The sequence below is a fragment of the Kitasatospora sp. NPDC052868 genome (genome assembly GCF_044547105.1).
In the GTDB taxonomy this organism is placed as follows: Bacteria; Actinomycetota; Actinomycetes; order Streptomycetales; family Streptomycetaceae; genus Kitasatospora.
This window is the reverse complement of sequence record NZ_JBITZW010000001.1, coordinates 350,880-371,740: the sequence shown is the minus strand read 5'-3', so window position 1 is coordinate 371,740 and position 20,861 is coordinate 350,880. Positions and strand designations below refer to the sequence as shown.

Sequence of the window (20,861 nt, the reverse complement as noted above, 5' to 3'; positions counted from 1 at the left end):
CATGCTCCCGGGGCCGCCGCCCGCGGTAAGGGTGGCGGCCACGCCTTGCCAGCCACCCTTCCGCCACGTCGGTACGGCCGCCATCACGGACGGCCGAACGAGTGATCGACGCACTACGTGAGCACGCGCTCGTGTGGACCCGGCCGAGCACACGGGCTGCAAGGAGAGCCCGGGCGACCGCCGTCCGTCCCGGGACTGGGACGGACGGATGGACGGTGGTGTCGGAGGCTCTGGAGGTCAGCAGGGTCCGGGTGGGGTGACGGACGAGGCGGTCGCCGGAGCGTCAACCGTTCTGGGTCCTGCGTGCGGTCTCCTCGATCCACTGCCTGGCGCGGGCCGCGGCTTCCTGCTGGGCGCCGAAGATGTCGCTGGTGGGGGGCAGGACGGCGTCCTCGCCCAGTTCCGCGGTGAGGCCGGTGCGGCGGAGGACGGTCTGGAGCCGGGGTTCGACGCCCGCGAGGTAGAGGCGGCCGCCGTGGGCGCGCAGGTCGCGTGCGTAGCGTCGCAGCAGTTTCAGTACGGCTGAGGAGGGGACGTCGGGGACGCCGCGCAGGCCCAGGATCACGGCCGCGCCGCGCGCGTCGGTGGTGTCGGGCCACTGTTCGTCGATCCGGGGCGTCTCGGCGAACAGCGAGACACCGTCGTAGTGGAGGACCGTGACGGTGCCGGGTTCGATCCGGGCCGGGACGTCCGAGATCCGCCACCTGCCCTCGCCGTCCTCTTCCAGCAGGTGGAGCCGGCTCTGGCGGGCCGCCTGCACGCAGTACAGCACGAGGGAGAGGACCGCTCCGATGACGATGGCCTGCTGGAGCGGGAGCTGGGTGGTGGCCAGGAAGGTGGCGATCATCGCGATGGCCGACAGCGGGGAGGTGCGCAGCACGAGAGCGATGTCCGGGAGGCGGCCTGCGATCAGTTCGCAGCCGATCACGATGATCAGGCCGCCGATCACCGGCATCGGGATGCGTTCGGCGAGCGAGCCCAGAGTGAGGACGAGCAGCGCGAGCCACAGCGCGGCGAAGACGCCGGTCCACCGGGTGCGGGCGCCCGCGCTGACGGCGACACCCGTGCGGGACATCGAGCCGCCGGTGGGCAGTGCCCCGAACAGGCCGCCGCCGATGTTGCCGAGGCCCTGGGCGACGAAGTCGCCGTTGACGGAGGTCTTGCTGCCGTCGGGGTTGGGCACGCCGGGCCCGATGGAGGCGGCCTGGGCGAGTCCGACGAGGGCGACCGCGAAGGCCCCGGGCAGCAGCGCGCCGGCGGCCGACAGGTCGGGGGCGGTGAAGGCGGGCAGGGCGCCGGGGATCGGGGCGATGTCGCCCGCCAGTTCCACCGAGGTGCCGAGGACGCCGACGGCCACGCTGACCACGAGCAGGGCGACCAGGACCGGCTTCAGCCGCTCCACCAGGCGCACCAGGGCCCAGACGGCGACCGCAGCGAGGGCCGTGAGGACCGCCGCCGGCTTCCACTCGCCGATGTGGACGATCCAGTCGCCGAGCTGGAGGAGCTTGTTGTGGCCGGCCGGCTTGTAGCCGGTGGCGTCCTTGAGGGAGCCGGTGATGATCTGCAGGGCGATGCCGGTGGAGAAGCCGGTCATCACCGCGTTGGAGACGAAGGACATGACCACCCCGAGCCGGAGTGCGCCGAGGAGCAGCATGACCGCCCCGGCCAGCACGGCCAGGGTGGCGACGTTGCCCGCGTCGAGGGCGTCGAGTCCGGCCTCCTTGACGACACTCTGCGCGGTCAGGGCGAGCGCCGAGGTGAGCGTGGTGACCATCAGGACGGTGCGGGCGAAGAGGGAGCCCACCAGGGTGGGGACGACGCCGGCATAGATGCCGGCGACCGGGTTGAAGCCGCCGATCGCCGCGTACGCCATGCCCTCCGGGATGGAGAAGAGGCCGGTCACGAGACCGGCGGACACGTCCGAGGCCTTCGGCCTGCCGACCGCCCGCAGCCGGGCCCACGCGGCCGTGGACCTCATGAGGTGAGGCCGGCCGCCCGGCCTGGGGTGAACTGGTCGATCGCCCGCATCCAGCCGGGAAGCGCGTGATCCTGCCCTTCCCGCGGCCGGTCCTTCCACTGCTTGACGCCCATGAGCAGGAAGAGCACGCCGAGTGTGAGCTTGAGCCAGTACGTCCAGCGGGCCGGCCCGCCCTCGTCGGCGGCCCCGGCACCCGAGCCGACGAGGACGACCGCGGCGGTGACCGCCCCGAGCGTGACCATCCAGCCCAGTACGAACGCCGTGCCGTTGACCTTGCCGCGCGGGGTGGCCGGCATCAGCACCACAGCGATCAGCGGCAAGGGGCTGATGGCGATGCCCACCGCCGACGCCAGCATCTGTCCGACGGCGTCGCCCATCGCTGCCTCCTCGGTACCGGACCCGATCCACCCCCGCCGGGCAGGCGGTAGCCCAGAGCCTTCCCGCGCACCCGGGCAACCGCAACGAAGGCTCGGCCGAACGGGTGAGAATGCACAGCTTCGCCTACGTCGGCACCCGCACGGGCGACACCACCGGCGGCGACTACCTGCTGGCCGGACCGGGCTGGCGCGGCACCGTCCCCGACGGCATCACCCGGGTCATCGCCGCCCCCACGCCCCTGGTCTGTCTGCTGGCCCGCGTCACGATCCTCGACGACGACGTGCCCGCCGCCGTCGCCCTCCAGCAGCGAATCGCCCTGCGCCCCGCCGACCCGCTCGGCCTGCTCGCCAACAGCGCGAAGGAGGCCTACTACCTCGGCGCCGTCCTCGACGGCGACGGCAACCCGCTCTCCGGCGAGCACCGCTACGAACTCCGCTTCGGCCCCGACGACTTCCCGCCCGTGGGCGCCTTCTGGTCGGTGACCATGTACCTCAACCCGCAGGACTTCCTCGTCGAGAACCCGATCGGCCGCTACCACCTCGGCAGCCTCACCAAGGGCCTCACCTACGGACCCGACGGCTCCCTGACCCTCTACCTCCAGCGCGACAACCCCCGGCCCCGGACGCGAGTCCAACTGGCTCCCCACCACTGAGGCAGGCGTCCTGTTCCGCCTCATCCTGCGCCAGTACCTGCCCACTCCCGCCATCCTCACCGGCCGCTACGCACCCCCGGCCGTCGTTCGCGTCGACAACTGACCGCAGGCGCCACGGCTCACCGTCCGGCCCGGCTCGGGCCGGACGGTGAGCCGGACACCACGAAGCCCGCGGCCCGCACGGCTGCTTCGCGCAGCTGAGCTGTCCCGGGTCTCGCCCGGGCCCGTCCGCCCGTACCCGGACTGCCTGTCCTGCCAGTACTCGTACCCGGACAGTCCGGGAGAAGCCCCGCGCCGTGATGCCATCGAGGGGTGGAGCTGGCCGAGTGTCCGGCTATCGGAGACCTGTTCGAGCACTGCTACGACCTGCAGGTCGGGCACCTCTGTGCTGGCGCGTCGTCAGGCCGCCTGATAACGCCGGGTCTTGCCGCGCCCCCCTGGGGCGTTGGGGGTGGGGTTGGCAGGAGGGTCAGTGGTAGTGGGGTTCGACGACGGCGCGGATCTCGTCGAGGAGAGCGGGGCCGGACCGGGGGACGGGAGGGCGGTGGGGGGCCGGGCGGATGTCCAGGAGCTGCTGGGCGGACAGGGCGAAGACCACGCGGTGGAGGCCGGCCTGTCGGATGACGGCCTCGCACATCGTGCAGGGCTCGCAGCTGGTGTACAGGGTGGTCTGCGCCGCCGTGGCCGGGTCCAACTCCCTTGCGGCCCAGCGGGCGAGCTTCAGTTCGGGGTGGGCGGTGATGTCCCGGTCGGTGAGGGTGGTGTTGTAGTCCTCGGCCAGGACCGTGCCGTCCGGCCCGGCCAGCAGGGAGCCGAACGGGGGGTTGCCGCTCGCACGGGCCGCGGCCGCCAGGGCGATGGCCCGGCGGAGGAGGGTGTCGGCGTCGGCGTCGGGTGCGGTCATGGCTGTTCCGTTCGGCTGCGGGGGTGGAGGTGGGCGGCCACGGTGGCGAGCGCCTGCCAGGCCGTGTGCGGGTGACGGGTCTCGTCCGGGTTGCCGTGGTAGGGGTCGAGGATGACGGACTCGGCGCCCAGCAGGCGGAGTTGGGCGAGGTCGTCGAGGACCTGCCCGATCGTGCCCACCCCGGCGAGGCGGTCCGGCCCCTCGACCGGCGCCTCGGTCAGTCTGAGGGCGATCCGGGGGGCGAAGGCGGGTACGGGCAGGTCGAGTTCGGCCGCGGTGGCCGCCAGCCGGCCGACGGCCGCGCGCAGCCACGGCATGGTGCAGCGCAGCGGATGCCAGGCGTCCCCGAGCCGGACGGCGCGGCGTTGGCCCGCGTCGCTGTTGCCGCCGACCCACAGCGGGATCCGCCGGCCGCCGTAGGCGTCGGTGTCCCAGGCCGCCCGGATCGCCGTCAGGTGGTCGTCGGTCAGTCGTCCGCGCCGCTCGAACGGGATCCCGAGGGCGGCGAACTCCTGCCTGGCCCAGCCCACCCCCACCCCGAGGACGAGTCGGCCGCCGCTCAGCTGGTCCAGGTTGGCGGCCATCCGGGCGGTGAGCAGCGGGTGCCGGTAGGGGGCGATGAGGACCGTCGTGCCGAGCCGGACCCGGGTGGTGAGGCCGGCCAGCCAGGACAGCGTGGTGAAAGGCTCGTAGAAGGGCGCCGGATAGCGCTCGGCGACATCGGGTGTGATGGCGATGTGGTCCGAGACCATCAGCAGGTCGAAGCCCAGACCCTCCACGGTCCGGGCCCAGTCGCGCAGGACCCCCGGGTCGGTGCCGGGGCCGAAATTGAGGACGTTGACTCCGATCTTCACACCGCAAAGGCTAGCCAGCCGATACCGGCCGCCAGAAGGGATTCCCCCCTGTTCGGGGGCGGTTCGGCCGTGGATCCCCCGGTAATCTGGGCGGATGACCGAGAGTCTTGACGCGACGGACTGGGCGATCCTGGACGAGCTCCAGCGGGACGGCCGGATCGCGTTCACCGAGTTGGCGCGGCGGGTGAACCTGAGCGCCTCGGCCACCACGGAGCGGGTGCGCCGGCTGGAGGCGACCGGGGTGATCACGGGGTACCGGGCGGAGGTGGATCTGGAGCGGACGGGGTACGGGCTGCTGGCGGTGGTCCGGCTGAAGTACCCGGGGACCCGGCACGAGCCGCTGCGCCGACTGCTCGGCGAGCGCACCGAGATCCTGGAGTGCGTGCGCACCACCGGGGACGACTGCTACGTCCTGAAGGTGGCGGCCACGTCGATGGGCCACCTGGAGGAACTCGTCGACGCACTGGCCCAGTTCGGGAGCACGACCACCAACCTCGTGCTCAGCCGGACACTGCCGCTGCGCGGCCCGCGGGAGCCTGTGGCGAGCCCTACGCCGGGGTGAGGGCGATGACCGCGAGGTCGTCGGCGAGCAGGCCCGCGTACGCGCGGACGTCCTGGGCGAGGAAGGAGACCACCCGGTCCGGGGCGGTGGTGCCGAGGGCGGCCAGGCGGCGGGCCAGCGGGTAGAAGGCGCCGGAGGCGTCGCGGGCCTCGCTGACGCCGTCGGTGTACAGCAGCAGGGTGTGGCCGGGCGGCAGGGCGGTGTGCGCGGGGCGGGCGCACGGGTCCCCGGCGGTGAGGTGGCCCAGACCCAGCGGCAGCTCGTCCGGGCAGTCCACCGCGGCGATGGTGCCGCCGGAGAGCAGCAGCGGGGTGACGTGGCCCCGGTTGACGATCTCCACCTGGTCCGAGCCGGGCCGGTGCTGGACCAGCACGGCGGTGACGAACAGCTCCTCGTCGCCCCGGTCCGCCGCGTCGCGCAGCACCGCGCGGTCCAGCTGTTCGGCCAGCTCGACCAGGTCGGCGGTGTCGTGCGCGGTCGCCCGGAAGGCTCCGAGCACGTCCGCGACCGTCCGGACCGCGCCGAGGCCCTTGCCCCGGACGTCGCCGAGCAGCACCCGCACCCCGAACCGGGTGTCGCACACCTCGTACAGGTCCCCGCCGACCAGCACCTCCGCCTGTGCCGAGCGGTAGAGCCCGGCCACCCGCAGGCCGCCGACCCGTTCCGGGACCGGGCGCAGCACCGTGCGCTGCAGGGTCTCGGCGACCGTGCGGGCGCGCAGCAGGTTGCGGTTCTGGTGGATCCGCTGCCAGGACAGGGCGGTGCCCATCACCCCGGCCAGCAGCGTGGAGACGTAGACCCAGACGTGGTGCTGCTCGGAGAGGTGGCCGGCGCGCACGGCCAGGGCGAGCTGGAGCCCGAGCGCGCCCCCGGTCGCGAGGGCTGTCTCCACCGGGCCGTAGCTGAACGCCACCACCACCGGCAGCGCCGTCAGCAGGAAGCCGGCCGCCACCGCGTCCGGGACGATCGCCTCGGACACCAGGTCGAGCACCACCAGCACCACGGGCAGCCAGGGGACCCAGCGCGGCATCCTCGGTTCCACGGCCACCGGGTGCGGCGGGCGGGGTGCTGCAGGCACGGCGGGAACCTCCTGGCCGGCCGGCTCCTGGACGAGCGGCTCGTCCTCCCATGCTCCCCCACCGCCGGTGGTTCGGCCCCTCGCCCTCGTCCCGGCCACCGTCGGCCCGCGCCCGGCCCGTCCCCGACCGGCGGTGGCCGGGGACGGGCCGACGGTAGCCGGGGACGGGCGTGCGGTGGCCGGGGACCGACGCAGGCGGACGGCTCAGCGGACGGTGATCGGCAGCGTCTCGTAGCCGCGCAGGACCAGGCGGTCGCGCCGGGTGGGCACTCCGCCCCGGGCCAGCCGGGGAAAGCGCTCCAGCAGGGCCGATATCGCGACGGCCGACTCCATCCGACCCAGCTGCGCGCCGAGGCAGTAGTGCGCGCCGCCGCCGAAGCTGAGCGGCTGGCTGTCGGTACGGGTCGGGTCGAAGAGCTCCGGGCGGTGATAGCGCGCCGGGTCGTGGTTGGCGGCGCCCAGCAGGACGACCACCGAGCTGCCCAGCGGCGCGGCCAACTCCTCGACGGTGCGCCCCTCGGCGAGCACGCTCCGCATGGTGAGCTGGACGGGCGAGTCGAAGCGCAGCACCTCGTCGGTGAAGCCGCTCCGGGCGATCGCGCCGGAGCGCAGTCCTGCCATCACCTCCGGGTGGCGGAGGAGCTGCGCGAGGCCGTTGCCGAGCAGGTTGGCGGTGGTCTCGAAACCGGCCACCAGGACGAGCACCAGGTTGCCGAGCAGCTCGGTGCCGGACAGCCGCCGCGGGTCCTCGGCACCGATCCGCACCAGGTCGCTGACCAGGTCGTCCTGGGGGTGGGCGAGGCGCTCGGCGGCGAGTTCGGTGAAGTACTCGGACAGCTCGTCGGCGGCCCGGTCGGCGCCGGCGAGTTCGGAGGGCTCCCGGATGAACTCCAGGGCGACGGTCAGATCGCTCGCCAGGCCCCGGAAGCGGTAGCGGTCCCGCTCCGGGACGCCGAGCAGCTCGCAGATCACCCCGACCGGCAGCCGGAAGGCGAAGGCGTCCATGAAGTCGACCGGAGAGCCGTCGGCGCCCTGCTCGGCCATCTCGTCCAGCAGGTCCCCGACGGCCGCCTCGACGGCCGTCTGGAGGGCCGCGACCCGGCGGGCCGTGAAGACGGACGTGATCAGTGAGCGGACCCGGCCGTGGTCCGGCGCGTTGCGCTCCAGGATCGAACTGTTGATCACCGTCAGCGAGGAGTGCTGGGCGAGGCCGATGTTCTCACCGCCCTGCACGACGGTGTCATCGAAGCCGAACGACTGGTCGCGCAGGACCCGGTTCGCCGCGGCGTGGCCGTTCACCAGGATCAGGCCTTCTCCGGCCGACACCGCCGCGCCCATCCGGTGCAGTTCGTTGTACAGGGGGTAGGGGTCCGCCCTTCCCTCTCTGGTCATCAACTGTTCGATAATCGCCGTGCCGTTCATGTCCCCGACCCCTCCCGAAGCAACAGATGCACCCCCTCAACCGCCGCCGGCACAGCACGGTTCCCTACTTCGGACACCGATTATCGAACAGCAGGACGCGGGGCGGGGTCGGTACCCTGGCGGCATGGAGATCTGGATCAACCCGCGCTGCGGGAAGTGCCGAACGGCGCTCGGGGCCCTGGAGGGCGCGGGCGCCGAGTACACCGTGCGGCGCTACCTGGAGGACCCGCCGACCGCCGTCGAGCTGGAGCAGGTCCTGGAGCGGCTGGGGCTGGAGCCGTGGGACATCACCCGGCTGGACGAGAAGTCCGCCCAGGACCTCGGGATGAAGAAGTGGACCCGGGAGCCGGGCGACCGGGCGCGCTGGATCAAGGCGATGGCCGACCACCCGATCCTGATCCAGCGCCCGATCATCACCGCGGACGACGGCCACGCCGTCGTCGCCCGGACGCCCGAGGCGCTCAAGTCCGTCCTGCCGTAGCAGCCGTCCGGGCGGGCACCGCAGCCGGCGGCGCTACAGCCGCTGGATCCGCCGGACCGGCTCGCCCGGACGCCAGGACGTGATCCACAGCTGGTCGTCGCTCACGGTGGTGTGCACCACCTGGTCCAGCTCCAGCCGGAAGGCGTGGAACGGGCCAGGCGGCGCCTGCGGCAGGTCCGCCACCCAGGCGGCCAGCTCGACCTCGTCGGTGATCTCGACGGCCCGGCCCGAGATCTTCGAATCCCCGCCCTCCATCGTCTCGTCGCCCGGATGGGCGTGCAGCGCGAAGCGGGCGTCCCGCTGGAGGTCGCGGGCCTTCATCGCCCCCTCCATCGACCCGATGGTGAGGTCGGCGCCGATGAAGTCGACCTCGGTGCCGCTCACCCGCGGTGAACCGTCCCTGCGCAGCGTCGCCAGGACGTGATGCTTGTTCGCCTCGAAACGGGCCCGTACGAGGGGGGCCAGATCCGGTGCCGCGTACTCGAAGTCCTGCCAGGTAGCCATGGCGCCAGTCTGGCACCGGGCACCGGCGATCCCGGTGAGGCCGGGGCGTTGTCGGCGCCCGGTGCCAGACTGGACGGGTGACCACCACGACCGAGTACATCGCGTTCCTGCGGGCCGTCAACGTCGGCGGGCGCACGGTGCGGATGGAGCGGCTGCGCGCCCTCTTCACCGAGCTGGGCCTAGGCGACGTGCGCTCCTACATCCAGAGCGGCAACGTCTTCTTCACCACCGGCGAGACGGACCGGGCCGCCCTCGCCCGGCGGATCGAACGACACCTGGCCGAGGCCCTGGGCTTCCCCGTGCCCGTCATGCTGCGCACCCCGGACGAGGTCGAGGCGCTGCTGGCCGCCGAGCCGTTCGCCGGGATCGAGGCGACGCCGGACGTCCGGCTGATGGTGGTCTTCCTCTCCGAGCCGCTGCCGGACGACTACCCCGTCCCGCGGACGTCCGAGAAGGGCGACTTCGAGGTCATCGGCGCCGACGCCGGTACCGCCTTCGTGGTGATCCACCTGCGGGGCGGGCGGGTGAGCACCAACCCGGCCGACGTCTTCGGCAAGGCCTACCCGGGGCAGGGCACCTCGCGCTTCCTGCACACCACGGCCAAGATCCTGGCGGCCGCCAGGAAGTCCTGACCCGGCACCCCGCGCCGGGCACCTCGCGCCTCTCGCCTCACACCCGCACCGCACGCCGCCGCGGCCCGGTGCGGGCGGCGGGGTCCACCGCGGTCCGGCGGCTGCCGGATCCTGGACAGGCGGGTGCCGGTGAGCCGACAATCAGGCCATGACGTCACCTGAGATCCGGACGCATGTGGTCCGGCCGTCCGAGGCCGAGCGGGAGCAGGCTCTCGGGGTGCTGCGGGAGGGGGCGGGCAGCGGACGGCTGTCGCACGAGACCTTCCTCGGGCGGATGGACGTCGTGCTGCACGCGAGCAGCCGGGCCGAGTTGAACGCGGCGATGGCGGACCTGCCGGCCGGGAACCCGGTCGGACGGTTCCTGCTGCGGACGGTGGGTCAGATATCGGCGTTCGGGGTGCGGCTGCGTGGGGCCTGGCGGGTCGAACGGCTGCCGGGGCTGAGCCTGCCGCATGCGGGGGCGGGGACACTGACGATCGGCCGGATCCCCGGGTCCGGGCTGCGGCTGCACGATGCCTCGGTGTCGCGCCAGCACGCCGAGCTGCGGCGCGAGGGCGAGGGCTGGGTGCTGTACGACCTGGGGTCGACCAACGGCACGCATGTGAACGGCCGTCGGATCGCGGGCGGAGTGCGGGTACGGCCGGGCGACCAGGTGCGGTTCGGCAATCTGGAGTTCCGGCTCGCTCCGGGCTGAGGACCTGTCCGGCGGGCCCGGCCGGCGGGCCCCTGCGGGCCGCGGTGGACAGCTCGGCTGCCGGTGACGGGGTTGTCGGTGGCGGGTGCGAGTATTCGACCATGAACCAGGAGACCGATCCCACCCCCGATGTGCTGCGCGACGCCCGGGAGCGCGCCCGTGAGTTGATCCGGTGCGGCTTCCAGGAGTCGGACGAGATAGCCGAGTCCCTGGCCGACGAGTTCGACGACCAGGGGCTGACGGAGGAGCAGGCGGGTCGGCTGGTCGAGCCGTTGTGGCAGGAGCGGCTGGCCGAGCAGGCGTCCTGGCCGCGGACCACGGACGTGGACCGCCTGGAGGAGGCCTTCGACGCGCTGGAGGAGCAGGACATCGTCGCCGCGATGGACTTCACCTGCTGCGGCAGCTGCGGATACGCGGAGATCGGCGGCGAGGCCGACGCGGACTCCCGCGGCTTCGTCTTCTTTCATGAGCAGGACACCGAGCGGGCGGCCGCCGGGGGCGGCCTGACGCTGCGGTACGGCGGGTTCCGGGCGGACGGCGCGCCCGCGGAGTCGGCGGCGGAGGCGGAGCTGCGGACGGTGCTGATCGGCCGCGAGGTGGTGGCGGCGCTGGAGGCGGTCGGCCTGCCGGTGGAGTGGGACGGATCGCCGGGGCAGGCGATCACCGTCACTCCGCTGACCTGGCTCAACCGTCTGCCGGAGTAGGCGGAACGGACGGACCGGCCTGAGCGGACGGAGCAGGAGTAGGAGTAGGAGCAGTAGTCGAAGACGGTGGCGGCCGGTCAGCGGCTGACGTGGAGTTCGGCGTAGTGGTCGCCCGCGACGGCCCTGCGCAGGGTGATCCTGGCCTGGCCGATGGCGGCCTCGGTCTTCTCGGTGAGGGTCCTGGTCTCCTCGCCGACCTTCACCTCGGCCGAGGTGTCGGTGATGTGACTGACGGTCAGTTTCACGCTGCGGTCGCCGCCGAAGACCTCCACGGTGTTGGCGGCGTCCGCACCGTCGGTCCGGACGACGACATCGCAGCTGTCGTCGTCGCTGCAGAGCGCGGCACTGGCCTTGCAGGCGGTGAGCCCGGTGGTGAGCAGGAGCACGGCGCCGGCCGCGAGCAGCGCGGTGCGGGCCGTCCGGGCGGGACGGGCAGTACGGGCAGTACGGGCAGGGGGCCGGGCCTCGGGCCGGGCGCGGAGGGGTCGCTGCGGTCATGGCACCGACGGTAGGCGGCCGTGCACGCCGGGCCATCGGCCCCGGGCGGTACCCGCCCCCTGGCCCGGCCCGGAGCGGTCGGGCCACCCCGACCCCGAGAAGAGTGGGTCCAATCCCCTAGGGGTCCAAGGCAGTTGATGGCCGGAGGGCCAGATCCCGCTACGGGTTGACGGCGGCTGCAGGGCCGAGGACCCGCTCGACCCCGGCCACGACGACGGCGAGGCCGCGCTCGAAGCGCCGCTCGTAGTCCCCGAAGAGGTCCCGACCGGCCGCGGCGGCGAGTTCGTGCGCGGGGTCGATGCCCGCGGCGCGCTGCTCGGGGTCGTAGCCGGGGGCGCGCTCGCCGGGCCGGGGGTGGACGGCCTGCTCCTCGATGACGAAGCCGATGGTGTAGGCGTACCCGGTGGTGTACGCCTGCACGGCGTCGGCGAGTTCGAAGCCGGCCCGGGTGAAGGCGGCCAGCATCACGTGCTGGCCCTCGGTGTGGCCCTGGTCGGTGAGGCGGGTGCCACTGAAGACCTTGGCGCCGTCGCGGTAGCCCAGCAGGGCGCCGCGCAGCGTGCGGCAGGTGGCGGTGAGCGCCTCCTGCCAGGACGCCGGCGGGGTGATCGGCCCGTCGGTCATCCGGCGGAGCATCTCGGTGGCCATCTCGTCCAGCAGCGCCTGCTTGTTGGCGAAGTGCCAGTACAGCGCGGGCGCCTTGACGTCCAGCTCGGTGGCGATCCGCCGCAGGGTGAGGCCGTCGAGCCCGGTCTCGTCGAGCAGGCGCAGGGCCGTGTCGACGACCTGCGCACGGTCCAGCTTGGGTGGCATTCCGGCCTTTCCGGTGGGTGTCGGCCGGCCCGCCCCACTCTTCACCTTGACAACTTAACACCGTTAAGCCCATGCTCGGACCAGTCGTCAACTTAACGCCGTTAAGGAGCTTCCCATGGAGCATGTCGTGCACCCCGGGCACCCGGACGTCCTGATCGTCGGAGCAGGCCCCACCGGCCTCACCCTGGCCTGCGACCTCGCCCGCCGCGGGGTGTCCGCCCTGCTGGTGGAGAAGGCCGCGGCGCTGTTCCCCGGCTCGCGCGGCAAGGGGCTGCAGCCGCGCACCCTGGAGGTCCTCGACGACCTCGGGGTGCTGCCCGCGGTCCGCGCCGCCGGCTGCCACTACCCCCGGATGATGTCCTGGCAGGACGGCGAGCGGCAGGGTGAGTGGGACCTGATCGAGCGCAACGCGCCCGACCCGACCGTGCCGCACCCGGACACCTGGATGCTCCCGCAGTGGCGCACCCAGGAGGTGCTGTACGACCGGCTGCGGGAGCTCGGCGGACAGGTGGCCTTCGGCACCGCGCTGACCGGCCTCGACCAGCACCCCGACCGGGTCGAGGCCCGGCTGACCGGCCCGGACGGCATCGAGCGCACCGTCACGGCCCGCTACCTGGTGGCCACCGACGGCGGCCGCAGCACGGTTCGACGCGCGGTCGGCATCCCGATGGCCGGCGAGCAGGTCGACCCGCGCCCCGCCCTGGTCGCCGATCTCCGGCTGACCGGCCTGGACCGCGAGAACTGGCACATCTGGCCGAAGGCCCCCGGCGGTGCGCTGCTGCTCTGCCCGCTGCCGGGCACGGCGGACTTCCAGCTGTTCGCCCAGTTCGACGCGGACCAGGAGCCGGACACCTCGCCCGAGGGGGTGCGCCGGACGGTCGCGGCCCGCACCCACCTGCCCGCGGAGGCGGTCGGCGAGGTGCGCTGGGCCTCGGACTTCCGGCCCCGGGCGGCGCTCGCGGAACGGTTCCGGGACGGCCGGGTCTTCCTCGCCGGCGACGCCGCGCACATCCACTCCCCGGCCGGCGGCCAGGGCCTCAACACCAGCGTCCAGGACGCCTACAACCTGGGGTGGAAGCTCGGCCAGGTGCTGCGGCACGGCGCGGCCGATGAACTGCTGGACAGCTACGAGGCGGAGCGGCTGCCGATCGCCGCCGACGTGCTGGACATCTCCACCCGGCTGTACCGGGCGGGCGGGGTCCGGGCCGGCGCACTGAGCCGCGGGCCGCGGACGGAGCAGCTGGGCCTCGGCTACGAGGGCGGGCCGCTGACCGTGGAGGCCCGCTCGGGCCTGGCCGAGGAGGCGCTGCGCGCCGGGGAGCGCGCTCCGGACGCGCCCCTGGAGGAGCCGCGGGAGACGGGCGGTCCCGGGCGCCGACTGTTCGACGTGTTCCGGGGGCCGCAGTTCACGGTGCTCGCCGTGGAGTGCGAGCTGCCGGACCTGCCGGCGGGCGTCGGCGCGCTGCGGGTCGACCCCGGAACCGGCGGCGGGATCGCTGCCCGGGCGTACGGCCGGGGGCTGTTCGTCGTCCGGCCGGACGGCTACGTCGGGCTGGCCACCCACGATCCGGCCGATCTGCCGGGCTACCTGGCCCGGCTGGGGGTGTGATGACGCGAGACCGTGTGCATATGCCGAATGCATATGCCACGCGCGTAGATCAAAGGGCCGCGAAAGGCCCCGCGGTCACTCGCGGGAGACGCCCCAGCCGTCGGCCGGGCCCCAGAGCGGAGCGGTGCAGCGCTGGTAGGTGGCCTGCCAGTGCGGCCAGTTGCGGACCACGTCGTCGTCGCAGTCGGCCAGCAGCCGGTCGACGACCGCCGGCTCGACGCCGTCCAGCAGCCAGGCCAGCGCGTCGGCGGTGCCCGGACCGTCGGCGGAGCGCAGCAGGTCCAGCAGCTCGGGCAGGCTGCCCAGCCGGGAGCCGGGCGCGAACACCCGCTCCATCCGGGGCATCAACTGCCGCTCCTCGATGCGCAGATGGGTCTCCAGTCGGGCCGCAAGGTCCTCCATCGCGTAGGCGACCGGCCAGGCGCTGCCCGTGTCCCGGCTGGCGATCCGCACCAGGGTGGTGACCCGGGTGAAGGAGTGGTCCAGGTTGTGGTGGTCGGCCTCCAGCCAGTTGAGCAGCAGTCGCAGCTCGGGGGCGAAGCGGCGCACGATCGGCCAGATCCGGGTGTCCTGCTGCTCGTGGTGGCAGGTCAGCATCGCCGTGACGAAGGTCCAGTGCCGCAGCAGCGCCTCGCCCTTGTCGTCCTCGCCGGGCTGGAGCAGGCGCAGCGAGTTCGGCAGCCGGGTCAGGTCGCGGCGGAGGGCGGCGTGCACCAGCCGCAGCCCGGCGAACCGGACGGCTTGCGGCTCCTCGCCGGCGGTCCGCTCACGGTCGGAGCCCGACTGGGCGGGGACGGCGGGCGGGGACGCGACGGGAAGCAGGTAGCTCGGCATGGCTCTCTTCTCACGGCTTGGCAGGGCTGGTGGAAATGCGCTCCCACCAAAGTGCTCACAGTCGATCAGAGCCGAATCAATATCCGATTGACGCGCAGGTCAGGGGCCCGGCGGGGCAACACCGCGGCCCTCGTCCGCGAGGCGGGCGAGGGCCGACAGGTGCGAGGTCCGATACGTGCGGGCCGAGACCGGCGAGGGCCGCCGGTTCAGTCGGCCGCCGGGCCCGCCAGGTTCTTGGTGAGCCAGGCCAGCGTGTCCGGGATCATCTTCTTGAAGTCGGTGGTGAGGTGCTTGCCGCCGGGCTGCTCGTAGTACTCGACGGACAGCGGCGCCACGGCCTTGGCGACCCACGCCTTGACCAGCTTCGTCTCGTACCCGTTGGCGCCGCCCGCGGTGGCGAGGATCTTCACGTCGGCCTTGCCCTGGGCGACCATCGCGTCGGGGCTGTTGGCCTGCCGCTCGGCCTCGTGGCCCTTCCAGAGTCCCGAGTCCGGGTTGAAGTAGCCGTCGATCGGGACGGCCGCCTTGAACTTGTCCGGGTGCTGGAGGGCGAGCTTCGCACTGCAGAACGCACCGGTGGAGGCGCCCATCAGGCCCCAGCCGTCGCGGCCCTTCACGGTGCGGAAGTTGGCGCGGACGAAGTCCGGGATGTCCTCGGCCATCCAGGTGCCCATCTTGGGCTGGCCCGGGATGTCGGCGCAGTCCAGGGCGTTCTTCTCGTCGCTGTTGAAGTTCTGCACCGGCATGATCATGATGAACGGGTGCGCCTTGCCGGCCTTCGACAGCTCGGCGTCGTACTGCTGGATCGGCAGCTGGTCGTCGGTCCAGGTGTTGTAGCCGTTGCTCTGGCCGCCCGCGAAGAGGGTGAGCACGGGGAAGCCGGTCTTGGCGAACTTCGGGTCGTTGTACTCGGGCGGCAGCCAGACCCAGACCTTGCCGGAGACGCCCGACTTGGGACCGGTCAGCGTCGTCATCATGATCTGGCCGGCGACGGTGTCCCGGGACTTGGTGAGGGCGGCGGCCGGACCGGTCGGCATCAGCACCTTGCCGGAGGCGGCCGGGGTGGCGCTGGTGGGTGCGGCGGAGGTGCCGGACGCGGCCGGGCTGCTGCCCGAGGCCGACGGGGTGCCGGGGGCGGTGCTGCCGGCGGCGCCCGCCTTGCCCGCGTCGCCCTTGGCGGTGTCCCCCTTCCCGCTGCCGTCCGTACTGCCACAGGCCGCCAGCGAGGCGGCCAGGGCGAAGGCGGCGGCGCCGGTCAGGACGGCGCGAATGCGGGTGGACTGCGGCTGCACGGTGAGGACTCTCCGACCGGTGTCGCGCCCGCTCCGTCGGGAGCCGGGCGGTGGCCCCCGGGGTGGGGCCGGACAGGCCCGGGCGCGACGCGTACTGCGGCCCCCGGGGGCGGTGCGCCGACCATCGCGGTGGCGCGCCGTCCTGCGATCTTATGACGTGGTGCGGGGGCGACCGGTTGCGCGAGGGCCGACGGCGGTCCAATGTTTGCTCCCGATCCGGTAAAGCCCTTCGCCCACCCCGCCGTCCGGCGGGGGGCGACCCCCGCCGGACGGCGGGGAGCACAGCCGGACGGGTGTCGGCGCGCGTGCCGTTTGGTCCCTCGTACCAGTGACTGCGGGCTCCGGATCGGCGACGATCAGCTCGCCAGCACCACCGTCCGAGGAGTCGCCATGCCCCAGCAGATCGCCGTCGTCACCGGAGCCGGCAGCGGGGTGGGACGCGCCGTGGCACTGGAGCTGGCCGCCGCCGGGTGGCTGCTGGTGCTCGCGGGGCGGCGGGAGGAGCCGCTGCAGGAGACCGCGCGGTCGAGCGGTACCGAGGCGGCCGCGGTGCCGACCGATGTCACCGACCCCGCGGCGGTGGACGCGCTCTTCGCGGCGGCCGTCGAGCGGTTCGGCCGGGTCGACCTGCTGTTCAACAACGCCGGGACGTTCGGCGCGCCGACCCCGGTGGACGAGCTGGAGGTCGCCGAGTGGAGGGCCGTGGTGGACCTCAACCTCACCGGGGCGTTCCTCTGCGCCCGGGCGGCGTTCCGGCAGATGAAGGCCCAGGACCCGCAGGGCGGCCGGATCATCAACAACGGCTCGATCTCGGCCCACGTCCCGCGCCCGCAGTCGATCGCGTACACCGCGACCAAGCACGCCGTCACCGGGCTGACCCGGTCGCTCTCGCTGGACGGCCGCCCGTACCGGATCGCCTGCGGGCAGATCGACATCGGCAACGCCGCGACCGACATGACGGCGGCAATGGGCGTGGGCGTGCGGCAGGCGGACGGCCGGATCGCGGTGGAGCCGACCATGGACGTCGCCGATGTCGCCCGGACCGTGCGGCACATGGCCGAACTGCCGCTGGAGGCCAATGTGCAGTTCGCGACGGTGATGGCGACGGCCATGCCGTACATCGGCCGGGGCTGAACAGCCGGGGCCGGGCAGCCGCGGCCGGGCAACCGGACCCGGGCCACGACAGCGGGCGGCCGCCCCCCGTACGGAGGGCGGCCGCCCGGCGCGGTCAGCTGCGCCAGGTGTCGTTCAGGCTCACGGAGCCCGAGGCCGGCACGGTCGCGGTGCGGTTGGCACCGGACTCCCAGGTGACCGCCCCGGAGGCGTCCTTGCGGATGTACTTGTACTCGAACGCGGTGCCGGCGGTCATCGACACGTCCAGCTTCCAGACCGGGTACGCGGCCGAGGAGAGCGGCAGCGCCTTGCCGGTGTCCCAGGCGCCGAGCGCGGCGCTGCCGCCGACCACGTAGATGTTCTGGCCGAACACGGTGGTGGCGTTGACCGCGAAGGAGGCACCGCCGACGGCGGGCACCGTCCCGCCCGAGCCGCCCGCGCCGACGTACAGCGCGACCGCGTCGCCGGCGCCGACGGTGGCGGTGAACCGGCCGTCCGAGCCGACCGTGTAGGAGGGTCCGGTGCAGCCGCCGCCGGCCGGGTCGCCGTGCTGGACGTCGCAGTACGAGCCGGCCGGCAGCGAGGTCTGGAAGGTCTGGGTGACCGCGCCCGACTCTCGGTTGATCGCCACGAAGCCCTTGCCGCCCCGGCCGAACGCGATCGCGTTGTTCCCGTTGGACCACCAGTTGGTGATCCCGGTGCCCGCGACCGCGTTGCGGAAGCCCACCATGTTGGCGACCTGCCGCCAGGCGTGGGTGCAGTTCCAGCCGTCGCTGTAGCAGGCGTTGACGGTGCCGCCGTTCGGCGGGCCGTCGTCGTGGCCGGAGAAGGCGTAGCCGGAGTAGACGTTCGGCGAGCCGTACGGGTTGGCCAGCATGAAGACGTTGGCCAGGGTGTAGGCGCTGCCGTCCTTGTAGGTCAGGGTGGAGCCGTTGCGCTCGGTGTCCCAGTTGTCGACGAAGGTGCGGGCCTTGCCGCTCTCCAGCAGGCCGGAGCCCCAGCCGGAGAGGTCGGCCAGCCGGCCGCCCTGGAAGGCGCTCTTCAGCCAGGTACCGGAGCGGAACTCGTCCACGTCGCCGGTGCCGGTGTACTCGGAGGGCTGGATCGGCTCGCCCGCGCCGTAGATCACCTCCTGCACCCAGTAGGCGTTGGGGTTCGCCGTCCTGGCCTTGATCGCGGCGAGGTCGGCGGCGGCGATGTGCTTGGCCGCGTCGATCCGGTAGCCGTCGACGCCGAGCGAGGCCAGGTCGTTCAGGTACCCGGCGATGGTCTGCTGGACGTAGGCGCTGCCGGTGTTCAGGTCGGAGAGGTTGACCAGCTCGCAGTTCTGCACGTTGGAGCGGTCGGCGTAGTTGCTGATCGCGGCGCGGCAGGAGTGGAAGTCCTGGTCCTGGTAGTACCCGGGGTAGGTGTACTTGGTGTAGGCGGTGCCGCCGGTGCCCGTCCCGGAGCCGGCCGACATGTGGTTGATCACCGAGTCGGCGACCACCTTGACCCCCGCCGCGTGGCAGGTGTCGATCATGTTCTTGAAGGAGGTCCGGTCGCCGAGGCGCCCGGCTATCTTGTAGGAGACCGGCTGGTAGGAGGTCCACCACTGACTGCCCTGGATGTGTTCCTGGGGCGGTGAGACCTCGACGAAGCCGTACCCCTTGGGGCCGAGCGTGTCGGTGCAGGCCTTGGCGACCGAGTCGAAGCGCCACTCGAAGAGGGTCGCCGTGACGTCCTTGGTACCGGGCGGGGAGGCCTGGGCGGTGGGCGCGGCGCCGAACGCCGCGGTGAGCGAGAGCGCGAGTGCCGCCGAGGCGGTGAGCGCGCCGGCCGCGCGGGCGGACCGGCGGGTGGGGGCGGTGGTGACCACGATGTCTCCTGGGGGCTGAGGTGGGGCAGCCGGTGCAGGCTTGCAGCAGATTTCAGAAACTTGCCGGAAACTTGCAGCGCTGAACCTAGAGCCGCCCGCAGGGGCCGTCAAGAGCCAAGGAGGAACGTTTCCGCAGCCCCGGAAAGGTCGCATACGACCCCTCGGGTCGGACGAAGGCGCCCGGGCGCGCGCGAAACGCCGGCCCCGCGAGGGGGCCGGCGCGGCAATGCGCGTCCGACAGGCGTCAACCAGGCGCCGACCAGACGTCAGGCGGGCGTCAGACCGCGTCCGGCCCGCGCTCGCCGGTACGGACCCGGACGATGTCCTCCACCGGGACCGACCAGACCTTGCCGTCGCCGATCTTCCCGGTGCGGGCGGCCCGGACGATCTCCTCCATCACCCGCTCGGCGTCCGCGTCCTCCACCACGACCTCGATCCGGGCCTTGGGCACCAGGTCGATCCGGTACTCGGCTCCCCGGTAGACCTCGGTGTGGCCGTGCTGGCGCCCGTACCCGCTGGCCTCGGTGACGGTCAGTCCGTGCACGCCGACGGCCTGCAGCGCGTTCTTGACCTCGTCCAGCTTGAACGGCTTGACGATCGCGGTGATCAGCTTCATGCGGAGGGGGTCCTGTCGGACGAGTGCGTGAGCACGGAGGCGGCGGTGGCCCGGGCCACCGTGGCGTGGGCCGTCGTACCGTGGCCCAGGACGCCGTGATCGTACGCGGTCTCGGCGTGCACGGCGAGGTCCAGACCGGCGAGTTCCTGCTCCTCGTCGGCCCGGAAGCCCATCAGCCGGTCGATCACCCGGCCGATCGCGTACGTCATGGCGAAGGCGTACACCGCCACCGCCGCCACCGCCGCCAGCTGCCGGCCGAGCTGCCCGAAGCCTCCGCCGTGCAGCAGGCCGGCCGGGCCGCCGGTCATCGCGGTGGTGGCGAACAGGCCGATCAGCCCGGTGCCGATGACCCCGGCCACGAAGTGCACGCCCACCACGTCCAGCGAGTCGTCGTAGCCGAAGCGGAACTTCCAGCTCACCGCGTACGAGCAGACCACGCCCGCCAGCAGCCCGATCACCAGGGCGCCCACCAGGTCGACGCTGCCGCAGGACGGGGTGATCGCGACCAGTCCGGCCACCGCGCCGGAGGCCGCGCCGAGCGTGGTCGCGTGGCCGTCCCGGCGCTTCTCCACCAGGAGCCAGCCCAGCAGCCCGGTGCAGCCCGCCGCCTGGGTGTTGAGCAGCGCGGACGCCGCCAGGCCGTTGGCGCCCAGCGCCGAGCCCGCGTTGAAGCCGAACCAGCCGAACCAGAGCAGTCCGGCGCCGAGCAGGACCAGCGGCAGGCTGTGCGGGCGCATCGCCTCCTTGCCGAAGCCGATCCGCGGGCCGAGCAACAGCGCCAGGGCGAGGCCGCTCGCCCCGCAGTTGACCTCGACCACCGTGCCGCCGGCGAAGTCCAGCGCGCCCAGCCTCGACAGGATCCAGCCGCCGGGCGCGAACACCCAGTGCGCCACCGGGACGTACACCAGCAGCGTCCAGACGGCGGTGAAGGCCACCCAGGCCCCGAACCTGGCGCGGTCCGCGATGGCGCCGCTGATCAGCGCGGCGGTGATGATCGCGAAGGTCAGCTGGAAGGTGGCGAACAGCACGGTCGGGACGTGCCCGGTGAGCGAGGAGGGGGTGATTCCGGCCATCCCGAGGTGGTCCAGGCCCCCGATCAGGCCCCAGCCGCCGGCGTCCGGGCCGAACGCGAGCGAGTAGCCGGCCAGCAGCCAGACCACGGTGACCACGGCGATCGACACGAAGCTCATCATCAGCATGTTGAGCACGCTCTTGGTGCGCACCATGCCGCCGTAGAACAGGGCCAGGCCGGGGGTCATCAACAGGACGAGCGCGGTGCTGGCCAGCAGCCAGGCGGTGTCACCGGTGTCGAGGCCGGGTGACGGGTCGGCCAGGAACGACGGGTCAGCCAGGAACATGGGCGTGCCTTCCCAGAGGCCTGCGCG

At 73.0% G+C, this 20,861-nt stretch carries 22 protein-coding genes; 8 read left to right on the top strand and 14 right to left on the bottom strand.

Annotated elements, in window-relative coordinates; genetic code table 11:
* Window positions 1–283: 283 nt before the first annotated feature.
* Together ACIGZJ_RS01650 and ACIGZJ_RS01645 are read right to left on the bottom strand one after the other, a co-directional pair.
* Window positions 284–1,978, bottom strand: a complete 1,695-nt coding sequence (locus ACIGZJ_RS01650; protein WP_396455422.1) for a SulP family inorganic anion transporter — start codon at window positions 1,976–1,978, stop codon at window positions 284–286.
* Complete coding sequence (locus ACIGZJ_RS01645; RefSeq protein WP_396455421.1) at window positions 1,975–2,355, bottom strand: GAP family protein; 381 nt, start codon at window positions 2,353–2,355, stop codon at window positions 1,975–1,977. The genes ACIGZJ_RS01650 and ACIGZJ_RS01645 overlap by 4 nt, the downstream gene beginning before the upstream one ends.
* 110 nt (window positions 2,356–2,465) lie before the next feature.
* On the opposite strand from ACIGZJ_RS01645, the gene ACIGZJ_RS01640 reads away from it, so the two are divergent.
* Window positions 2,466–3,008 carry a DUF1214 domain-containing protein gene (locus tag ACIGZJ_RS01640; protein WP_396455420.1) on the top strand — a complete coding sequence of 181 codons (543 nt, stop codon included), beginning with the start codon at window positions 2,466–2,468 and terminating at the stop codon, window positions 3,006–3,008.
* Between the two features lie 469 nt (window positions 3,009–3,477).
* On the opposite strand, the gene ACIGZJ_RS01635 is transcribed toward ACIGZJ_RS01640, so the two are convergent.
* Both ACIGZJ_RS01635 and ACIGZJ_RS01630 read right to left on the bottom strand, forming a co-directional pair.
* Window positions 3,478–3,912: a nucleoside deaminase gene (locus tag ACIGZJ_RS01635; RefSeq protein WP_396455419.1), complete on the bottom strand. Its 435-nt coding sequence runs from the start codon at window positions 3,910–3,912 to the stop codon at window positions 3,478–3,480.
* Complete coding sequence (locus ACIGZJ_RS01630; protein WP_396455418.1) at window positions 3,909–4,766, bottom strand: LLM class flavin-dependent oxidoreductase; 858 nt, start codon at window positions 4,764–4,766, stop codon at window positions 3,909–3,911. The genes ACIGZJ_RS01635 and ACIGZJ_RS01630 overlap by 4 nt, the downstream gene beginning before the upstream one ends.
* Before the next feature lie 94 nt (window positions 4,767–4,860).
* Between ACIGZJ_RS01630 and ACIGZJ_RS01625 the strand changes: the two genes are divergently transcribed.
* Window positions 4,861–5,328: an Lrp/AsnC family transcriptional regulator gene (locus ACIGZJ_RS01625; RefSeq protein WP_396455417.1), complete on the top strand. Its 468-nt coding sequence runs from the start codon at window positions 4,861–4,863 to the stop codon at window positions 5,326–5,328.
* Here the strand turns inward: ACIGZJ_RS01625 and ACIGZJ_RS01620 are convergent.
* Together ACIGZJ_RS01620 and ACIGZJ_RS01615 are read right to left on the bottom strand one after the other, a co-directional pair.
* Window positions 5,315–6,358, bottom strand: a complete 1,044-nt coding sequence (locus ACIGZJ_RS01620) for a PP2C family protein-serine/threonine phosphatase (RefSeq protein ID WP_396455416.1) — start codon at window positions 6,356–6,358, stop codon at window positions 5,315–5,317. The genes ACIGZJ_RS01625 and ACIGZJ_RS01620 overlap by 14 nt on opposite strands.
* Before the next feature lie 252 nt (window positions 6,359–6,610).
* A complete protein-coding gene (locus tag ACIGZJ_RS01615; protein WP_396455415.1) occupies window positions 6,611–7,798 on the bottom strand; it encodes a cytochrome P450 in 1,188 nt (395 codons plus the stop codon).
* 154 nt (window positions 7,799–7,952) lie between these two features.
* Between ACIGZJ_RS01615 and ACIGZJ_RS01610 the strand changes: the two genes are divergently transcribed.
* Window positions 7,953–8,309: an arsenate reductase family protein gene (locus tag ACIGZJ_RS01610; protein WP_387940260.1), complete on the top strand. Its 357-nt coding sequence runs from the start codon at window positions 7,953–7,955 to the stop codon at window positions 8,307–8,309.
* A 33-nt stretch (window positions 8,310–8,342) separates the two neighbouring features.
* Here the strand turns inward: ACIGZJ_RS01610 and ACIGZJ_RS01605 are convergent, their stop codons facing one another.
* Entirely contained in the window at window positions 8,343–8,813 is a 471-nt protein-coding gene (locus ACIGZJ_RS01605) for a pyridoxamine 5'-phosphate oxidase family protein (protein WP_396455414.1), read from the bottom strand.
* Between the two features lie 77 nt (window positions 8,814–8,890).
* On the opposite strand from ACIGZJ_RS01605, the gene ACIGZJ_RS01600 reads away from it, so the two are divergent.
* The 3 genes from ACIGZJ_RS01600 to ACIGZJ_RS01590 all read left to right on the top strand — a co-directional run bounded on the left by ACIGZJ_RS01600 (window position 8,891) and on the right by ACIGZJ_RS01590 (window position 10,843).
* A complete protein-coding gene (locus ACIGZJ_RS01600) occupies window positions 8,891–9,445 on the top strand; it encodes a DUF1697 domain-containing protein (protein WP_396455413.1) in 555 nt (184 codons plus the stop codon).
* Window positions 9,446–9,593: 148 nt separating this feature from the next.
* Entirely contained in the window at window positions 9,594–10,139 is a 546-nt protein-coding gene (locus ACIGZJ_RS01595; protein WP_392927535.1) for an FHA domain-containing protein, read from the top strand.
* 101 nt (window positions 10,140–10,240) lie between these two features.
* Entirely contained in the window at window positions 10,241–10,843 is a 603-nt protein-coding gene (locus ACIGZJ_RS01590) for a DUF6891 domain-containing protein (protein ID WP_396455412.1), read from the top strand.
* A 77-nt stretch (window positions 10,844–10,920) separates the two neighbouring features.
* Here ACIGZJ_RS01590 and ACIGZJ_RS01585 read toward each other — a convergent pair whose 3' ends face one another.
* Entirely contained in the window at window positions 10,921–11,229 is a 309-nt protein-coding gene (locus ACIGZJ_RS01585; RefSeq protein ID WP_396455411.1) for a hypothetical protein, read from the bottom strand.
* 271 nt (window positions 11,230–11,500) lie between these two features.
* Window positions 11,501–12,154 carry a TetR/AcrR family transcriptional regulator C-terminal domain-containing protein gene (locus tag ACIGZJ_RS01580; RefSeq protein WP_396455410.1) on the bottom strand — a complete coding sequence of 218 codons (654 nt, stop codon included), beginning with the start codon at window positions 12,152–12,154 and terminating at the stop codon, window positions 11,501–11,503.
* 115 nt (window positions 12,155–12,269) lie between these two features.
* On the opposite strand from ACIGZJ_RS01580, the gene ACIGZJ_RS01575 reads away from it, so the two are divergent.
* Complete coding sequence (locus tag ACIGZJ_RS01575) at window positions 12,270–13,763, top strand: FAD-dependent monooxygenase (protein ID WP_396455409.1); 1,494 nt, start codon at window positions 12,270–12,272, stop codon at window positions 13,761–13,763.
* 75 nt (window positions 13,764–13,838) lie between these two features.
* Here ACIGZJ_RS01575 and ACIGZJ_RS01570 read toward each other — a convergent pair whose 3' ends face one another.
* On the bottom strand, window positions 13,839–14,597 hold the full coding sequence (locus ACIGZJ_RS01570) for a hemerythrin domain-containing protein (RefSeq protein WP_396455408.1): 759 nt from the start codon (window positions 14,595–14,597) through the stop codon (window positions 13,839–13,841).
* Window positions 14,598–14,803: 206 nt separating this feature from the next.
* Window positions 14,804–15,889, bottom strand: a complete 1,086-nt coding sequence (locus tag ACIGZJ_RS01565; RefSeq protein WP_396455407.1) for an alpha/beta hydrolase — start codon at window positions 15,887–15,889, stop codon at window positions 14,804–14,806.
* Window positions 15,890–16,279: 390 nt separating this feature from the next.
* Here ACIGZJ_RS01565 and ACIGZJ_RS01560 point away from each other — a divergent pair, with 390 nt between their 5' ends.
* Window positions 16,280–17,023 (top strand): SDR family oxidoreductase, encoded by a 744-nt coding sequence (locus ACIGZJ_RS01560; protein WP_396455406.1) that lies wholly within the window; start codon window positions 16,280–16,282, stop codon window positions 17,021–17,023.
* A 94-nt stretch (window positions 17,024–17,117) separates the two neighbouring features.
* Here ACIGZJ_RS01560 and ACIGZJ_RS01555 read toward each other — a convergent pair whose 3' ends face one another.
* The 3 genes from ACIGZJ_RS01555 to ACIGZJ_RS01545 all read right to left on the bottom strand — a co-directional run bounded on the left by ACIGZJ_RS01555 (window position 17,118) and on the right by ACIGZJ_RS01545 (window position 20,834).
* Entirely contained in the window at window positions 17,118–18,860 is a 1,743-nt protein-coding gene (locus tag ACIGZJ_RS01555; RefSeq protein WP_396455405.1) for a carbohydrate-binding module family 20 domain-containing protein, read from the bottom strand.
* 277 nt (window positions 18,861–19,137) lie between these two features.
* Window positions 19,138–19,476 (bottom strand): P-II family nitrogen regulator, encoded by a 339-nt coding sequence (locus ACIGZJ_RS01550; RefSeq protein ID WP_387940236.1) that lies wholly within the window; start codon window positions 19,474–19,476, stop codon window positions 19,138–19,140.
* Window positions 19,473–20,834 (bottom strand): ammonium transporter, encoded by a 1,362-nt coding sequence (locus ACIGZJ_RS01545; RefSeq protein WP_396455404.1) that lies wholly within the window; start codon window positions 20,832–20,834, stop codon window positions 19,473–19,475. Before ACIGZJ_RS01545 ends, ACIGZJ_RS01550 begins: the two co-directional genes overlap by 4 nt.
* Window positions 20,835–20,861: the final 27 nt, after the last annotated feature.

What these genes read in the sequence shown, in the direction of transcription:
- ACIGZJ_RS01650 (WP_396455422.1), bottom strand. Translation starts at nt 1,978, where the DNA reads ATGAGGTCCACGGCCGCGTGGGCCCGGCTGCGGGCGGTCGGCAGGCCG.
- ACIGZJ_RS01645 (WP_396455421.1), bottom strand. Translation starts at nt 2,355, where the DNA reads ATGGGCGACGCCGTCGGACAGATGCTGGCGTCGGCGGTGGGCATCGCC.
- ACIGZJ_RS01640 (WP_396455420.1), top strand. Translation starts at nt 2,466, where the DNA reads ATGCACAGCTTCGCCTACGTCGGCACCCGCACGGGCGACACCACCGGC.
- ACIGZJ_RS01635 (WP_396455419.1), bottom strand. Translation starts at nt 3,912, where the DNA reads ATGACCGCACCCGACGCCGACGCCGACACCCTCCTCCGCCGGGCCATC.
- ACIGZJ_RS01625 (WP_396455417.1), top strand. Translation starts at nt 4,861, where the DNA reads ATGACCGAGAGTCTTGACGCGACGGACTGGGCGATCCTGGACGAGCTC.
- ACIGZJ_RS01620 (WP_396455416.1), bottom strand. Translation starts at nt 6,358, where the DNA reads ATGCCGCGCTGGGTCCCCTGGCTGCCCGTGGTGCTGGTGGTGCTCGAC.
- ACIGZJ_RS01615 (WP_396455415.1), bottom strand. Translation starts at nt 7,798, where the DNA reads ATGACCAGAGAGGGAAGGGCGGACCCCTACCCCCTGTACAACGAACTG.
- ACIGZJ_RS01610 (WP_387940260.1), top strand. Translation starts at nt 7,953, where the DNA reads ATGGAGATCTGGATCAACCCGCGCTGCGGGAAGTGCCGAACGGCGCTC.
- ACIGZJ_RS01605 (WP_396455414.1), bottom strand. Translation starts at nt 8,813, where the DNA reads ATGGCTACCTGGCAGGACTTCGAGTACGCGGCACCGGATCTGGCCCCC.
- ACIGZJ_RS01595 (WP_392927535.1), top strand. Translation starts at nt 9,594, where the DNA reads ATGACGTCACCTGAGATCCGGACGCATGTGGTCCGGCCGTCCGAGGCC.
- ACIGZJ_RS01590 (WP_396455412.1), top strand. Translation starts at nt 10,241, where the DNA reads ATGAACCAGGAGACCGATCCCACCCCCGATGTGCTGCGCGACGCCCGG.
- ACIGZJ_RS01580 (WP_396455410.1), bottom strand. Translation starts at nt 12,154, where the DNA reads ATGCCACCCAAGCTGGACCGTGCGCAGGTCGTCGACACGGCCCTGCGC.
- ACIGZJ_RS01575 (WP_396455409.1), top strand. Translation starts at nt 12,270, where the DNA reads ATGGAGCATGTCGTGCACCCCGGGCACCCGGACGTCCTGATCGTCGGA.
- ACIGZJ_RS01570 (WP_396455408.1), bottom strand. Translation starts at nt 14,597, where the DNA reads ATGCCGAGCTACCTGCTTCCCGTCGCGTCCCCGCCCGCCGTCCCCGCC.
- ACIGZJ_RS01560 (WP_396455406.1), top strand. Translation starts at nt 16,280, where the DNA reads ATGCCCCAGCAGATCGCCGTCGTCACCGGAGCCGGCAGCGGGGTGGGA.
- ACIGZJ_RS01550 (WP_387940236.1), bottom strand. Translation starts at nt 19,476, where the DNA reads ATGAAGCTGATCACCGCGATCGTCAAGCCGTTCAAGCTGGACGAGGTC.
- ACIGZJ_RS01545 (WP_396455404.1), bottom strand. Translation starts at nt 20,834, where the DNA reads ATGTTCCTGGCTGACCCGTCGTTCCTGGCCGACCCGTCACCCGGCCTC.